This window comes from Pseudomonas sp. B6(2017) (assembly GCF_002112765.1).
Taxonomy (GTDB): Bacteria; Pseudomonadota; Gammaproteobacteria; order Pseudomonadales; family Pseudomonadaceae; genus Aquipseudomonas; species Aquipseudomonas piscis.
This window is the reverse complement of sequence record NZ_NEIQ01000002.1, coordinates 383,069-397,925: the sequence shown is the minus strand read 5'-3', so window position 1 is coordinate 397,925 and position 14,857 is coordinate 383,069. Positions and strand designations below refer to the sequence as shown.

13 protein-coding genes are annotated in these 14,857 nt (G+C 62.7%); 7 read left to right on the top strand and 6 right to left on the bottom strand.

Annotated elements, in window-relative coordinates:
• The first annotated feature begins 1 nt into the window (after window position 1).
• From CAG11_RS05185 to CAG11_RS05155, 7 genes are all read left to right on the top strand, one after another.
• On the top strand, window positions 2-604 hold the full coding sequence (locus CAG11_RS05185) for a LysE/ArgO family amino acid transporter (RefSeq protein WP_022640577.1): 603 nt from the start codon (window positions 2-4) through the stop codon (window positions 602-604).
• A gap of 176 nt (window positions 605-780) precedes the next feature.
• Complete coding sequence (locus tag CAG11_RS05180) at window positions 781-1,377, top strand: superoxide dismutase (RefSeq protein WP_016966196.1); 597 nt, start codon at window positions 781-783, stop codon at window positions 1,375-1,377.
• Between the two features lie 304 nt (window positions 1,378-1,681).
• The gene (locus CAG11_RS05175) at window positions 1,682-3,733 is read left to right on the top strand and encodes a bifunctional diguanylate cyclase/phosphodiesterase (RefSeq protein WP_085595152.1); all 2,052 of its coding nucleotides are present in this window, start codon (window positions 1,682-1,684) and stop codon (window positions 3,731-3,733) included.
• A gap of 161 nt (window positions 3,734-3,894) precedes the next feature.
• Complete coding sequence (locus CAG11_RS05170; RefSeq protein WP_085595276.1) at window positions 3,895-5,232, top strand: imelysin family protein; 1,338 nt, start codon at window positions 3,895-3,897, stop codon at window positions 5,230-5,232.
• Between the two features lie 190 nt (window positions 5,233-5,422).
• Window positions 5,423-6,844, top strand: a complete 1,422-nt coding sequence (locus CAG11_RS05165; RefSeq protein WP_085595150.1) for a di-heme oxidoredictase family protein — start codon at window positions 5,423-5,425, stop codon at window positions 6,842-6,844.
• Window positions 6,845-6,887: 43 nt separating this feature from the next.
• Window positions 6,888-7,952: an imelysin family protein gene (locus CAG11_RS05160; protein ID WP_053131646.1), complete on the top strand. Its 1,065-nt coding sequence runs from the start codon at window positions 6,888-6,890 to the stop codon at window positions 7,950-7,952.
• A gap of 2 nt (window positions 7,953-7,954) precedes the next feature.
• Window positions 7,955-9,052 carry a DUF1513 domain-containing protein gene (locus CAG11_RS05155; RefSeq protein ID WP_085595274.1) on the top strand — a complete coding sequence of 366 codons (1,098 nt, stop codon included), beginning with the start codon at window positions 7,955-7,957 and terminating at the stop codon, window positions 9,050-9,052.
• A 66-nt stretch (window positions 9,053-9,118) separates the two neighbouring features.
• On the opposite strand, the gene CAG11_RS05150 is transcribed toward CAG11_RS05155, so the two are convergent.
• From CAG11_RS05150 to groL, 6 genes are all read right to left on the bottom strand, one after another.
• The gene (locus tag CAG11_RS05150; protein ID WP_085595148.1) at window positions 9,119-9,346 is read right to left on the bottom strand and encodes a hypothetical protein; all 228 of its coding nucleotides are present in this window, start codon (window positions 9,344-9,346) and stop codon (window positions 9,119-9,121) included.
• Between the two features lie 2 nt (window positions 9,347-9,348).
• Window positions 9,349-10,062: a lipopolysaccharide kinase InaA family protein gene (locus CAG11_RS05145; RefSeq protein ID WP_031320407.1), complete on the bottom strand. Its 714-nt coding sequence runs from the start codon at window positions 10,060-10,062 to the stop codon at window positions 9,349-9,351.
• A 4-nt stretch (window positions 10,063-10,066) separates the two neighbouring features.
• A complete protein-coding gene (locus CAG11_RS05140; protein ID WP_085595146.1) occupies window positions 10,067-10,747 on the bottom strand; it encodes a class I SAM-dependent methyltransferase in 681 nt (226 codons plus the stop codon).
• Window positions 10,748-10,944: 197 nt separating this feature from the next.
• Window positions 10,945-12,225, bottom strand: coding sequence for a HAMP domain-containing sensor histidine kinase (locus CAG11_RS05135; RefSeq protein ID WP_085595144.1), 1,281 nt, complete (start codon window positions 12,223-12,225; stop codon window positions 10,945-10,947).
• On the bottom strand, window positions 12,215-12,898 hold the full coding sequence (colR, locus tag CAG11_RS05130) for a two-component system response regulator ColR (protein ID WP_053131653.1): 684 nt from the start codon (window positions 12,896-12,898) through the stop codon (window positions 12,215-12,217). Before colR ends, CAG11_RS05135 begins: the two co-directional genes overlap by 11 nt.
• A 270-nt stretch (window positions 12,899-13,168) precedes the next feature.
• Window positions 13,169-14,815 (bottom strand): chaperonin GroEL, encoded by a 1,647-nt coding sequence (gene groL / locus CAG11_RS05125; protein WP_053131655.1) that lies wholly within the window; start codon window positions 14,813-14,815, stop codon window positions 13,169-13,171.
• Window positions 14,816-14,857 lie beyond the last annotated feature (42 nt).

The following is a 14,857-nucleotide window of genomic DNA, read 5'->3' as shown; positions in this document are numbered from 1 at the left end:
CATGTGGCAAAGCTATGTAAACGGCCTGCTGGTGGCCGCCGGCCTGATCATGGCGATCGGCACCCAGAATGCTTTCGTCCTGGCCCAGAGCCTGCGCCGCGAACACCATTTGCCGGTGGCCGCGCTATGCGTGACCTGCGATGCCTTGCTGGTGGCCGCTGGGGTGTTCGGCCTGGCCACCGTGCTCGCCCAAAACCCGACGCTGCTGGCGGTGGCACGCTGGGGCGGCGCGGCCTTCCTGATCTGGTACGGCGCCCAGGCCCTGCGCCGGGCGTGCTCCAAGCAGAGCCTGGAGCAAGGCGGTGGCCAGACCGTACGCTCGCTACGGGCGGTGATGCTCAGCGCGTTGGCGGTGACCCTGCTCAACCCCCACGTTTACCTGGACACGGTGCTGCTCATCGGCTCGCTGGGCGCCCAGCAGGCCGAGCCCGGTGCCTACGTGGTGGGAGCGGCCAGCGCCTCGCTGCTGTGGTTCTTCACCCTGGCCCTGGGGGCGGCGTGGCTCGCGCCCTGGCTGGCCCGGCCGGGTACCTGGAGGATCCTCGACCTGCTGGTGGCGGTGATGATGTTCAGTGTCGCGTTCCAGTTGATCAGCGCCGCGTGACTTATTCCAAAAGGCTCTGGAACCTCTATCCCACACAGTTGTTGCGTGGTTATGCCTCCCCCCCGATGCTATGATCCGAAGCTTGCGCCGCAAAGAGTACAAACTCCCCGGCGCTTGTCCGGCCGCCCGTGATCGGCCTTGCGCTCACCGCAACTGACCTGATTAGGAGAATCACCATGGCTTTCGAATTGCCGCCGCTGCCCTACGCACACGACGCCCTGCAGCCGCACATTTCCAAGGAAACCCTGGAGTACCACCACGACAAGCACCACAACACCTATGTCGTGAACCTGAACAACCTGGTGCCAGGCACCGAGTTCGAAGGCAAGACCCTGGAAGAGATCGTCAAGACCTCCTCGGGCGGTATCTTCAACAACGCAGCCCAGGTCTGGAACCACACTTTCTACTGGAACTGCCTGGCGCCAAACGCCGGCGGCCAGCCAACCGGCGCCCTGGCTGATGCCATCAACGCAGCGTTCGGTTCGTTCGACAAGTTCAAAGAAGAATTCACCAAGACTTCGGTTGGCACCTTCGGTTCCGGCTGGGGCTGGCTGGTGAAGAAGGCCGACGGTTCCCTGGCCCTGGCCAGCACCATCGGCGCCGGCAACCCGCTGACCAGCGGCGACACCCCGCTGCTGACTTGCGACGTCTGGGAACACGCCTACTACATCGACTACCGCAACGTACGTCCGAAGTACGTCGAGGCGTTCTGGAACCTGGTGAACTGGAAGTTCGTGGCCGAGCAGTTCGAAGGCAAGAACTTCGTAGCCTGAACCTGTTCGCAGTGAAAAAACCCGGCCTGGCCGGGTTTTTTTTGCCCATTGCAAAATCAGGATCTTGTCCCGCCGGCTCCAGGCGCTAAGATTCCATGCAGGTAAAAAACAACGCTTTCCCCTCAAGTTGCATGACGTCGCTACCGACACACTGTCCACAGCTAGAGCAATCCTGATTCTGATCACCCGGGCTTCGCCCGCAGACGTCCTGTCCTCGGCCTTGATGTCACTTTGACGGCCATCACGGGATTGCCAATACTCATGGCAACTTGACGCTACGCGCACGGAACAAGGAATAGCCCCTTTGAAGCTGGAACTCAAAAACAGCTTGTCGGTGAAGTTGCTCCGGGTTGTGCTGCTGTCGGCACTCATAGTGGGTGTGGTCCTGAGCTGCGCCCAGATCGTCTTCGATGCCTACAAGACTCGGCAGGCGGTAGCCAATGACGCCCAGCGCATCCTCGACATGTTTCGCGACCCATCGACCCAGGCGGTCTACAGCCTGGACCGGGAGATGGGCATGCAAGTCATCGAGGGCCTGTTCCAGGACGATGCGGTGCGCATGGCCTCCATCGGCCACCCCAACGAAACCATGCTCGCGGAAAAATCCCGCGACCTGCAGAAATCCTCGAGTCGCTGGCTGACCGACCTGATCCTCGGCCAGGAACGCACCTTCACCACCCCATTGGTGGGCCGCGGTCCATACAGCGAGTATTACGGCGACCTGAGCATCACCCTGGACACCGCCACCTACGGCCAGGGCTTCATCGTCAGCTCGGTGATCATCTTCATCTCCGGAGTGCTGCGCGCCCTGGCCATGGGCCTGGTGCTGTACCTGGTCTACCACTGGCTGCTGACCAAGCCGCTGTCGCGGATCATCGAGCACCTGACCAATATCAATCCCGACCGTCCCAGCGAACACCAGCTCCCCTTGCTCAAGGGTCACGAACGCAACGAGCTGGGGATCTGGATCAACACCGCCAATCAGCTGCTGGCGTCCATCGAGCGCAATACCCACCTGCGCCATGAAGCGGAGAACAGCCTCCTGCGCATGGCCCAGTACGACTTCCTCACCGGCCTGCCCAACCGCCAGCAACTGCAACAGCAACTGGACAAGATCCTGGTGGACGCCGGGCGCCTGCAACGCCGGGTCGCCGTGCTGTGTGTGGGCCTGGACGACTTCAAGGGCGTCAACGAGCAGTTCAGCTACCAGACCGGCGACCAACTGCTGCTGGCCCTGGCCGATCGCCTGCGCGGCCACAGCGGCCGCCTAGGAGCCCTGGCGCGCCTGGGCGGCGACCAGTTCGCCCTGGTCCAGGCCGATATCGAACAACCCTACGAAGCCGCGGAACTGGCCCAGAGCATCCTCGATGACCTGGAAGCCACCTTCGCCCTCGACCAGCAGGAAATCCGCCTGCGCGCGACCATCGGCATCACCCTGTTCCCGGAAGATGGCGACAGCACCGAGAAACTCCTGCAAAAAGCCGAGCAGACCATGACCCTGGCCAAGAGCCGCTCGCGCAATCGCTATCAGTTCTACATCGCCAGCGTGGACAGCGAGATGCGGCGCCGCCGGGAACTGGAAAAGGACCTGCGCGAGGCCCTGGCCCGCGAGCAGTTCTTCCTGGTCTACCAGCCGCAGATCAGCTATCGCGACCACCGGGTGGTAGGCGTCGAGGCGTTGTTGCGCTGGCAGCACCCGGAGCACGGCCTGGTGCCGCCGGACCTGTTCATCCCGCTCGCGGAGCAGAACGGCACCATCATCGCCATTGGCGAGTGGGTGCTGGACCAGGCCTGCCGCCAGTTGCGGGAATGGCATGACATGGGCTTCAGCGAGTTGCGCATGGCGGTGAACCTGTCCACCGTGCAACTGCACCACGCCGAACTGCCACGGGTGGTGAACAACCTGCTGCAGATCTATCGCCTGCCACCGCGCAGCCTGGAGCTGGAAGTCACCGAGACCGGCCTGATGGAAGACATCAGCACCGCCGCCCAGCACCTGCTGAGCCTGCGGCGCTCCGGGGCCTTGATCGCCATCGACGACTTCGGCACCGGCTACTCGTCACTCAGCTATCTCAAGAGCCTGCCCCTGGACAAGATCAAGATCGACAAGAGCTTCGTCCAGGACCTGCTGGAGGACGATGACGACGCCACCATCGTGCGCGCCATCATCCAGCTGGGTAAGAGCCTGGGCATGCAGGTGATCGCCGAAGGCGTGGAAACCGCCGAGCAGGAGGCCTACATCATTGCCGAGGGCTGTCACGAAGGTCAGGGCTATCACTACAGCAAGCCACTGTCCGCGCGGGAGCTGGGCGCCTACCTGAAACAGGCCCAGCGCAGCAACGCAGCGATCCTCTGAAGCCAGCGCGGCGCGGGGCTTTGCGCCCTGCGCGAAGGCTCTTCGGAGAAGAAATAATTACAGCGGCAACCCTTTACACATAATGCAAATCTTTCGCATTATGTCGCAGTTTTTCGCGCGCCCCGCGCCGTCCACTCTCCTCTCGAAGCAGGATGTTCGCCATGATTCGTATGCCTCTGGCTACCGCCAGTCTGTTGGCCATCGCTATTTCCCTCGCCGGTTGCGGCGAAGGCAAAGACGACAAGGCTGCCGCTCAAGCACCGACCCCGGCTACCAGCACCGCGACTGCGGCCGGCGACGCCGCCAAGATCGACGAAGCCGCCGCCAAGGCCGTCGTCGCGCACTACGCCGACATGGTCTTCGCCGTCTACAGCGACTCCGAATCCACTGCGAAAACCCTGCAGAGCGCTATCGATGCCTTCCTGGCCAAGCCTGACGACCAGACCCTGGCAGCCGCCAAGGCCGCCTGGGTGGCGGCGCGCGTCCCGTACCTGCAAAGCGAAGTGTTCCGCTTCGGCAATACCATCATCGACGACTGGGAAGGCCAGGTTAACGCCTGGCCACTGGACGAAGGCCTGATCGACTACGTCGACAAGAGCTACGAGCACGCACTGGGCAACCCCGGGGCCAACGCCAACATCATCGCCAACACCGAGATCCGCATCGGCGAAGACAAGATCGACGTGAAGGACATCACCCCGGAAAAACTCGCCAGCCTCAATGAGCTCGGCGGTGCCGAGGCCAACGTCGCCACTGGCTACCACGCCATCGAATTCCTGCTCTGGGGCCAGGACCTCAACGGTACCGGCCCTGGCGCCGGCGCTCGCCCGGCCTCGGACTACCTGCAAGGGGCCGGCGCCACCGGCGGCCACAACGAGCGCCGCCGCGCCTACCTCAAGGCCGTGACCCAGCTGCTGGTCAACGACTTGGAAGAAATGGTCGGCAACTGGAAGCCGGACGTGACCGACAACTACCGCGCCACCCTGGAAGCGGAACCAGCCGAGACCGGCCTGCGCAAGATGCTCTTCGGCATGGGTAGCCTGTCCCTGGGCGAACTGGCGGGCGAGCGGATGAAGGTATCCCTGGAAGCCAACTCCCCCGAGGACGAACAGGACTGCTTCAGCGACAACACCCATAACTCGCACTTCTACGACGCCAAGGGCATCCGCAACGTCTACCTGGGCGAGTACACCCGTGTCGACGGCACCAAGATGACCGGCACCAGCCTGTCGTCCCTGGTGGCCAAGGCCGACCCGGCCGCCGACGCTGCGCTCAAGGCCGACCTGGCGGCCACCGAAGCCAAGATCCAGGTCATGGTGGACCACGCCAGCAAGGGCGAGCACTACGACCAGCTGATCGCCGCTGGCAACGAATCGGGCAACCAGATCGTGCGCGACGCCATCGCCGCGCTGGTCAAGCAGACCGGCTCGATCGAGCAGGCCGCCGGCAAGCTGGGCATCAAGGACCTGAACCCGGACAACGCCGATCACGAATTCTGATCAGCACAGCGTCCAGCAGAAGGCGGCCCTCGGGCCGCCTTTTTCATGCCTGCGACCAGGTCCCGCGTCGGATGCAAATCAGTTCCGGCGCCCTTGTCCTGGATCAAACCAAACGATAATTCCTCTTATTCAAACCAGGCTGCCCTGTTAGACTTTGCGCCCTTGTTTTGCTCGTCCTGCAGGATATCCGATGCCTTCGTCGCTGCTTCGCTGGTCCGCGCTGTTCCTGGCCTTGAGCCTGGGCGCCTGCGATGAGGCGCCGCGCTTCACCCAGGCCGAGCCTGGCGAAGCCCGCGCCGGGGGCGCGACGACAGTCAACAAGAGCGATCGCAATGCCTTTTCCCTGCCGTCGGCCAACCTGCCGCCTACCCGCCGCCTGGATTTCAGCGTCGGCAACAGTTTTTTCCGCAACCCCTGGGTCATAGCCCCTTCCACCACCACCGCCCGCGATGGCCTGGGCCCCTTGTTCAACACCAACGCTTGCCAGAACTGCCATATCAAGGATGGCCGTGGCCATCCACCAGCCCCGGACGCGCTTAACGCGGTATCCATGCTGGTGCGCCTGTCGATCCCCGACGACCCGGCCCTGGCCCGGCTCATCGAGCGCACGGGGGTAGTGCCGGAGCCGGTCTATGGCAGCCAGTTGCAGGATATGGCGATCCCCGGGGTGGTTCCCGAGGGCCGGGTGCGGGTGGGCTACGAACCGCTCCAGGTGCACTTCAAGGACGGCACCCAGGTTGAGCTGCGCAAGCCCAGGCTGCGGGTGACCGACCTGGGCTACGGTCCGATGCATCCGGACACCCGTTTCTCGGCCCGGGTGGCGCCCCCCATGATCGGCCTGGGGCTGCTCGAGGCCATTCCCGAGGAAGCCATCCTGGCCAATGCCAGGCCGACCCGGGAAAACCCCATCGCCGGCCGGCCCAACTGGGTCTGGGACGATGCCCGGCAAAAGACCGTACTCGGGCGTTTTGGCTGGAAAGCCGGGCAACCGAGCCTCAATCAACAAAATGTTCACGCGTTCTCTGGTGATATGGGCCTGACCACCAGCCTGAGACCCTTCGATGACTGCACCGACGCGCAAACCGCCTGCAAGCAAGCCCCCAACGGCAATGGCCCAGACGGTGAACCGGAGGTCAGCGACAACATCCTGCGCCTGGTGCTGTTCTACACCCGCAACCTGGCGGTGCCCGCCCGCCGCGATGTGGACTCGCCCCAGGTCCTGGCCGGCAAGAACCTGTTCTTCCAGGCCGGCTGCCAGTCTTGCCATACCCCAAGCTTCACCACGGCGGCCAACGCCGCGGAACCTGAATTGGCCAACCAGTTGATCCGCCCCTACAGCGACCTGCTGCTGCACGACATGGGCGAAGGCCTGGCCGACCAGCGCACCGAGTTCAAGGCCAGCGGTCGCGACTGGCGCACCGCTCCGCTATGGGGCATCGGCCTGACCGAAACCGTCAGTGGCCATACCCAGTTCCTGCACGATGGCCGTGCCCGCAACCTGATGGAAGCGGTGCTCTGGCATGGCGGCGAAGCCGAAGGTGCGAAACAGCAAGTCCTTGCTTTCAATGCCCAGCAGCGCGCGGCGTTGCTGGCATTCCTGAATTCCTTGTAACGCTTGACTCATATGCTTTCTCCACAATAAAGGGAGCCCGAACATGTTCCGCCCCAAACTGCTCTTCACCAGCCTTGCCGCGCTCGCCCTGGGCGCCTGTTCGCCCCAGGACCCACAAGCCGTGACTTCCGCGGCCATCGCCAAGCAGGTGATCCTGCCGACCTACAGCCGCTGGGTCGACGCCGACCGCCAGCTGGCCGTCAGCGCCCTGGCCTTCTGCGAAGGCAAGGAAAGCCTGGAGACCGCCCGCGCCGACTTCCTCCATGCCCAAAAAGCCTGGGCCGAACTGCAACCGCTGCTGATCGGCCCGCTGGCCGAGGGCAACCGCTCCTGGCAGGTCCAGTTCTGGCCGGACAAGAAGAACCTGGTCGGTCGCCAGGTCGAGCAGCTGGTCAACGCCAACCCACAGATCGATGCTGCCGCCCTGAGCAAGTCCAGCGTCGTGGTGCAAGGCCTGTCGGCCTATGAGTACATCCTCTTCGACAGCAAGATCGACATGGCCGATAGCACCCAGAAAGCCCGCTATTGCCCGCTGCTGACCGCCATCGGCGAACGCCAGAAGCAACTGGCCGAGGAGATCCTGTCGAGCTGGAACAACAACGACGGCATGCTGGCGCAGATGAGCAAGTTCCCCAACCAGCGCTATGCCGATTCCCACGAAGCCATTGCCGACCTGCTGCGTGTGCAAGTCACGGCCCTGGACACCCTGAAGAAGAAGCTCGGCACCCCGATGGGCCGCCAGACCAAGGGCATCCCACAGCCGTTCCAGGCCGATGCCTGGCGCAGCCAGTCGTCGCTGCAAGGCCTGGAGGCCAGCCTCAGCGCAGCCCAGACCGTCTGGGCCGGGGTCGACAACAAAGGCCTGCGCGGCCTGCTGCCGGCCGAGCAGAAACCACTGGCCGACAAGATCGACGCAGCCTATGCCGCGTCCTTGAAACTCTTCGCCAGCACCCAGCGCTCGCTGACCGAAATGCTCGGCGACGACGCCGGGCGCCAGCAACTCAACGACCTGTATGACAGCCTCAACGTGGTCCATCGCCTGCACGAAGGCGAACTGGCCAAGGCGCTGGGCATCCAACTGGGCTTCAACGCCAACGACGGTGACTGATGATGCTGCGACGTCAGGCTTTGGCACTGGGCAGCTTGCTGCTCAGTGCGGTGACCTTGGGCGGCTGGACGCTGTTCAAGCAAAAGGGCAAGCAGCCCTTGCTGCTTTCGGCCAGGGATGACGGCGACGGCAAGCATTACGCCGTCGGTTATCAACTGGACGGTAAACAGGTGTTTGCCACCCAGGTCGGCCAGCGTTGCCACGACATCATCAACCACCCGCGCTTGCCCATCGCCCTGTTCGTGGCCCGGCGCCCGGGCACCGAGAGCTACCTGGTCGACCTGCGCAACGGCAAGCTGCTGCAGACCCTGACCGCGCAACCCGACCGGCATTTCTATGGGCACGCGGTGATCCACAAGGATGGCGAGTGGCTGTACGCCACCGAGAACGATACCCGGGACCCGGGGCGCGGCCTGTTGGGTGTCTACCGCTTCGAGGGCGAACACCTGGTGCACAGCGGCGAACTGTCAACCCACGGCATCGGCCCGCACCAGGTGTCATGGATGCCCGATGGGGAAACCCTGGTAGTGGCCAACGGCGGCATTCGCACCGAAGCCGAAAGCCGGGTGGAAATGAACCTCGATGCCATGGAGCCAAGCCTGGTGCTGATGCAGCGCGACGGCACCCTGCTGAGCAAGGAGACCCTGGCCCAGCAGATGAACAGTGTGCGCCACATGGGCATCGCCAGCGACGGCACCATCGTCACCGGCCAACAATTCATGGGCGCCGCTCATGAATCGTCCGAGCTGCTGGCGATCAAGCGCCCGGGCCAACCTTTCAGTGCGTTCCCGGTGGCCGAACAGCAATTGCAAGCCATGGGGCACTACACCGCCAGCGTCGCCGTGCACAGCGAACTGCGGCTGGTCGCCCTCACCGCTCCCCGGGGCAACCGTTTCTTCATCTGGGACCTGGACAGCGGTGTGCTACGAGTGGATGCCCCGCTGCCGGACTGTGCGGGGGTCGGCGCCGTGGCCGATGGCTTCGTGGTGACCTCGGGGCAAGGTCGTTGCCGCTTCTACGATTGCCGTCAGGCGCAGATCGTGGCCAAGCCCCTGGAACTGCCTGCCGGGCTGTGGGATAACCACCTGCACCTGGCGTGAAGGCAGGATTCGGGAAAAATCAAAAGGCCTCGCATCGCGAGGCCTTTTGATTGGCAGGAAAACTCTTCAGCTCTGGGGCTTGAGGCCCTGGCTCATGCCGAACATGAACAGCAACAGGTCATGATCGGGCTTGGCCGCCGTGGACACCTTCGCCACCCGTGGCAACGGACAGTGGGCATTGCCCTTGGCCGCGCTCAGCACCTGGGTGCGTGGCTGCTCCCAGGCAACCATCGCCAGGGAAGCAACTGCCAAGGCTCCTGCCAGGAATACACCTCGCGCAATTTCTAGCTTCATAGCTATAAACCTTTGATAGAGCTGCCAAACGCCGTTCTGTAAAAGTAGTAGAGCTTCTCCCAGTCGGTGTCGCTCCACGACGAATGGCGACGCAATTGCTTTAGATCATGAGCCGCGGCCCGCTTGCTGCTCAGGCGCTGGCGGCATTTCTCGAAATCCAGCAAGGCGATCTTCGGTCGAGCCTGCTCGCCTTCACCGTCCACCCGCACGAACACATGCTTGGAATACAGGCAACCGTGCTGCCAACGTCCCTTGTGCATCCGCGCCAGCGTCGTCGCCAGGGATTGCAGCACCTGGTCGTGGAAAGCCTCACCATGGCGCTCACGCTCGCCGGCGGCGTACCAGTTGTCGATCTCGATGAAACCATCGAGCGACGCCGTGACCAGCAGGGCCTGCCATTCGTTCTGCGCTCCTCGCCTGGCACCACAGAACACCGGCTCCGGAACGGTCACCTGCAGCAAGCGCAGGCCCTTGAGTGCGTTGAGTTCACGCAGGACCGTAGGGCGTCCGAAAGGATGCAACCAACTGCGGTAGATATGCCCTACCTGACGCTTGGCATACAGCAGTCTTCCATTACTGCCTACAAGCCGTTGAACACCACTCTCACCGCCTCGGCGCTTGTTGGGTTCTTCAACCCATTCACCTTGCTCGTTCCAGAAGTATTCGAAGCGATCTGTGGGCACGGCATCCATTTCCGAAGCACATTCAACAGCCATCCTTTTACCTCTTGCGTAGTACGTAAACTCGCCACATGGCGTAGAGCGGAAGGAAGTCCAGGTGTTGCTGGACGCTAAAGCCGGCTTGCCGGAATTCTTCTTCGACCGTGGCCGCCGGTAACACGAAACGGTTCTGGTAACCCTTTTGCCCAACCTCGGATAGTCGCTTGCGCTCCATCCTTTTGCGTTTCCAAGCCTTGAAGTTGCCGTCGACCCACAACGAGACGATCACGCTATCGCGGGTCACCCGCTGGAACTCGCGCAACAGCGCCATGCGGTGCTGCGCTTCACCGACATGGTGCAACAAGCGCATGGAGAAAATGCAGTCCACGGCGTTGTCCGGCAGATCGATGGCAAACGCCGATGTCTGCAAGGGCCGTACCCGTTTCACCACTTCGGCAGGTTGCGCCACCGTGGCGGTGTTGAGCATAGCCGCTGAATAATCGGCGCCAATGATGATTCGATTGCTCTTTTCGGCCAGTAGGGGCCAGAAACGCCCAGCGCCACACGGCAGGTCCAGTACCAACCCCGGATCACCCGCCAGGGACAAGGCGGTGCGAGCCAAGTGCTCATCTCGCTTGTGGGACAGCTGGCGCGCCAGTCCATCCTGATGCTTGAGCAGGTACTCCAGGGCATGCCGGGTATCGTACTTCTCGGAAAACGTCAGCTTGATCGGTGCAACCATCGCCAGAACCTCCTGCAATTGATGGCGCTACCTTAAGCAGCGCCATGTCAGCGACAGGTTGTTCCCACGTGAAAACTTCGTACCGTCCAGCCAGGAAATATTGCAGGGTTTTACAGCGGGCGAACAGTGGCCTAGGGCCATTTCAAAGGAGAAATCGACAAGTGACAGGCCCTGTAAAACAGGGCCATGCAAGAAAATCAGAGCTTGGTCGATTGCAATTGCACGTGAAAACGACAGCCATTAGGCGTCATGGTGCTGAGGCTGACACTCCAGCCCTGGTTTTCACAAATGCGCTGGACCAGCGACAAGCCAAGGCCCAGGCCTTCCCCACGCTTCTCATCGCCACGTACGAAAGGCTCGAACATCGCCTCGCGCTTTTCCTCGGGAATGCCCACGCCGCTGTCTTCCACCGTGAAGCTACCGGGCGCCAGGCTCAGGCGAATGAACCCCTGCTCGGTATAGTGCAGGGCGTTGCGCAGGAGATTGCCCATCACCGCATGCAGGAAGGTGGCGTGGTAACGGGTATCGTCGGGCTGTCCGGGATCGAAGATCAGCTCGATGCCCTTGGCCTCGATGGACTCGCTCCACACCCCGAGCAGGTCGTTGGCGGCCTGGCTCAAGGTCAACTGCGGAGACATGCTGGCGTCCTCGCGCTGGGCTCGCGCTAGCATCAGGAAGGTCTGCACCAGTTCGCGCATTTCCGAGCAGGCCCGAGTGATCCGCTCCACCTGGGCCCGCCCGCGATGGTCCAGGGCCGGGTTTTCCAGCAACAGCTCGCAAGAGGTGGCCAGGACCATCAATGGCGTACGCAATTCATGGCTGACGTCACTGGTGAACAGCCGCTCGCGATTGAGCGCCTGGCGCAAGCGGCCCAGGGTCGCATCGAAGGCAATAGCCAGCTCTCCCACTTCGTCCGCCGCGTAGTCCGGTGCCAATGGTGGTGCCAGGCCCAACAACTGGTCACGATGCCGTACCTGGCGTGCCAGGCGCACCACCGGCGCCATCACGCGCCGCGCCAGCACCCAGCCGAGGAACACCGCCAGCGCCAGGCTGAGCACGAAGCCCACCAGCACCACCGCGAACAGCACTCGCTCGCGCTCTTCGAAATCGCTCTGGTCTTGCAGCAGCACATAGCGCCGGCCATCCACCACCTCGACCATGGCGTGATAGGACAACTGTTCGCGAAACACTTCATGGAACCCGGGGTCCAGGTGACGCAGGTCCTTGGGCAGCTCGAAATCGCCGCGACCACCACTGTAGTAGAAGAGTTGGTCGGGCTCGGGGCGGTGGCTCCAGTCGCCGACGTTATCCATCAACAGCAGGCGTTGCAGGTCGCCTCCGAGGCCGGCGGAGATGAGCTTTTCCTCCACCAGGTGCACGGTGGCCACGATGCCCATGGCGAAGGCCCCGGCCACCAGGGCGCTCATCAGCGCAAAGGCGATGATGATCCGCTGAGCAAGGCTCTGCTTAAACTCCATCGCGGCCCTCGGCCAGGCGGTAGCCGACACCATGCACGGTGTGCAGCAGCGGCTTGGCGAACGGCTTGTCGATCACCTGGCGCAATTGGTGGACGTGGCTGCGCAGGCTGTCGCTGTCCGGACAGTCATCGCCCCACAGGGCTTCTTCGAGGATCTCCCGGCGCAAGACATGGGGACTCTTCTGCATCAGCACCGCCAGCAGTTTCAGGCCGACCGGGTTGAGCTTGAGCAGGCGTCCCTCACGGGTGACTTCCAGGGTGTCGAGGTCGTAGCTCAGGTCGCCCACCTGCAATGCCCGCCTGCCGCCACCCTGGCTGCGGCGCATCACCGCCTCGATCCGGGCGGAAAGCTCCGAAAGGGCAAAGGGCTTGACCAGGTAATCGTCGGCTCCGGACTTGAAGCCCTGGAGGCGATCGTCGAGCTGGTCGCGGGCGGTGAGCATGATCACTGGCGTGTCACGCCGGGCGTCTTCGCGCAGGCGCTTGCACAGGGTGTAGCCATCGATCCCCGGCAGCATGATGTCGAGCACGATCAGGTCGTAGTGCTCGGTGGCGGCCAGGTGCAAGCCCGACAGGCCATCCTGGGCGCAGTCCACGGTATAGCCCTTGAGCCCCAGGTAGTCAGCCAGGTTGGCGAGAATATCGCGGTTGTCTTCAACCAGTAGGATTCGCATCGGCACTCTCTCCGTATACAGTTACGGCCGTCTTGGCTCGCGCAGCTTAAGGCCAAGTCCGACTCACCGCCAGCCTTGTCGGGCGGCTCGGGTGGCTGTTTCCAGTGTCGCCATGGCTTGACGTTTTTTTCACCCGGGACTCACGCCCCGATCACAGCCAAGGCAACACAATGGCAGCCATTTGCCCTGGATTTGCCGCAGGACAACGGAAACGAAAAAGCCCCGCCGGCTTGCGCCGGCGGGGCTTTTCAGTACAGGGGTAAGGCTGGCTTACATCATGCCGCCCATGCCACCCATGCCGCCCATGTCTGGCATGCCGCCGCCAGCTGGAGCGTCTTTCTTCGGTGCGTCGGCAACGGCGGCCTCGGTGGTCAGGATCAGACCGCCGATGGAAGCTGCAGCTTGCAGAGCCGAACGGGTCACCTTGGTTGGGTCCAGGATGCCCATTTCGATCATGTCGCCGTACTCGCCGGAAGCAGCGTTGTAACCGAAGTTACCTTTGCCGTTCTTCACTTCGTTGACTACAACGCTTGGCTCGTCGCCGCTGTTAGCGGAGATCTGGCGCAGCGGAGCTTCAACGGCGCGACGCAGCACCGCGATACCTACGTCCTGATCAGCGTTGTCGCCCTTGAGGTCGACGATCGCTTGCAGAGCACGGATCAGGGCCACGCCACCGCCAGGCACCACGCCTTCTTCAACGGCTGCACGGGTAGCGTGCAGGGCGTCTTCAACGCGAGCTTTCTTCTCTTTCATTTCAACTTCGGAGCCAGCGCCAACCTTGATCACTGCAACGCCGCCGGACAGCTTGGCCAGGCGCTCTTGCAGTTTTTCACGGTCGTAGTCCGAGGAAGTCTCGGCCACTTGGGCACGGATCTGGGCGATACGGGCTTCGATGTCGGCCTGGTTGCCAGCACCGTCGACAACGGTGGTGTTTTCCTTGGACAGGGTCACGCGCTTGGCGCTACCCAGGTGCTCCAGGGTGGTGCTTTCCAGGCTCAGACCGATTTCTTCGGAGATCACGGTACCGCCGGTCAGGACGGCGATGTCCTGCAGCATGGCCTTGCGACGATCGCCGAAGCCTGGAGCCTTGACGGCTGCGACTTTGACGATACCGCGCATGTTGTTCACAACCAGAGTCGCCAGGGCTTCGCCTTCGACGTCCTCGGCCACGATCAGCAGTGGGCGGCCGGCTTTGGCAACGGCTTCCAGCACTGGCAGCATTTCGCGGATGTTGGAGATCTTCTTGTCCACCAGCAGGATCAGCGGGCTGTCCAGCTCGGCAACCATGGTGTCTGGCTTGTTGACGAAGTATGGGGACAGGTAGCCACGGTCGAACTGCATGCCTTCAACGACCGACAGTTCGTTTTCCAGGCCAGTGCCTTCTTCGACGGTGATCACGCCTTCTTTACCGACTTTTTCCATGGCTTCGGCAATGATGTCGCCAATGGAGTTGTCGGAGTTGGCGGAGATGGTACCTACCTGGGCGATGGCCTTGGTGTCGGCGCATGGCTTGGACAGAGCCTTGAGCTCCTTGACGATGGCGATGGTCGCCTTGTCGATGCCGCGCTTGAGGTCCATCGGGTTCATGCCGGCAGCAACGGCCTTCAGGCCTTCGTTGACGATCGACTGAGCCAGAACGGTGGCGGTGGTGGTGCCGTCGCCAGCGTCATCGTTGGCACGGGAGGCAACGTCCTTGACCAGCTGCGCGCCCATGTTCTCGAAACGGTCTTCCAGTTCGATTTCCTTGGCTACGGACACGCCATCCTTGGTGATGGTCGGAGCGCCGAAGCTCTTTTCCAGGATCACGTTACGGCCTTTCGGGCCCAGGGTAGCCTTTACCGCGTCAGCCAGGACGTTGACGCCAGTGAGCATTTTCTTGCGGGCGGAGTCGCCGAATTTAACTTCTTTAGCAGCCATGATCGATATTCCTTAAATACTGTGTAGTAGTGGGAAAATACG

What these genes read in the sequence shown, in the direction of transcription:
- CAG11_RS05185 (WP_022640577.1), top strand. Translation starts at nt 2, where the DNA reads ATGTGGCAAAGCTATGTAAACGGCCTGCTGGTGGCCGCCGGCCTGATC.
- CAG11_RS05180 (WP_016966196.1), top strand. Translation starts at nt 781, where the DNA reads ATGGCTTTCGAATTGCCGCCGCTGCCCTACGCACACGACGCCCTGCAG.
- CAG11_RS05170 (WP_085595276.1), top strand. Translation starts at nt 3,895, where the DNA reads ATGATTCGTATGCCTCTGGCTACCGCCAGTCTGTTGGCCATCGCTATT.
- CAG11_RS05165 (WP_085595150.1), top strand. Translation starts at nt 5,423, where the DNA reads ATGCCTTCGTCGCTGCTTCGCTGGTCCGCGCTGTTCCTGGCCTTGAGC.
- CAG11_RS05160 (WP_053131646.1), top strand. Translation starts at nt 6,888, where the DNA reads ATGTTCCGCCCCAAACTGCTCTTCACCAGCCTTGCCGCGCTCGCCCTG.
- CAG11_RS05155 (WP_085595274.1), top strand. Translation starts at nt 7,955, where the DNA reads ATGCTGCGACGTCAGGCTTTGGCACTGGGCAGCTTGCTGCTCAGTGCG.
- CAG11_RS05150 (WP_085595148.1), bottom strand. Translation starts at nt 9,346, where the DNA reads ATGAAGCTAGAAATTGCGCGAGGTGTATTCCTGGCAGGAGCCTTGGCA.
- CAG11_RS05145 (WP_031320407.1), bottom strand. Translation starts at nt 10,062, where the DNA reads ATGGCTGTTGAATGTGCTTCGGAAATGGATGCCGTGCCCACAGATCGC.
- CAG11_RS05140 (WP_085595146.1), bottom strand. Translation starts at nt 10,747, where the DNA reads ATGGTTGCACCGATCAAGCTGACGTTTTCCGAGAAGTACGATACCCGG.
- CAG11_RS05135 (WP_085595144.1), bottom strand. Translation starts at nt 12,225, where the DNA reads ATGGAGTTTAAGCAGAGCCTTGCTCAGCGGATCATCATCGCCTTTGCG.
- colR (WP_053131653.1), bottom strand. Translation starts at nt 12,898, where the DNA reads ATGCGAATCCTACTGGTTGAAGACAACCGCGATATTCTCGCCAACCTG.
- groL (WP_053131655.1), bottom strand. Translation starts at nt 14,815, where the DNA reads ATGGCTGCTAAAGAAGTTAAATTCGGCGACTCCGCCCGCAAGAAAATG.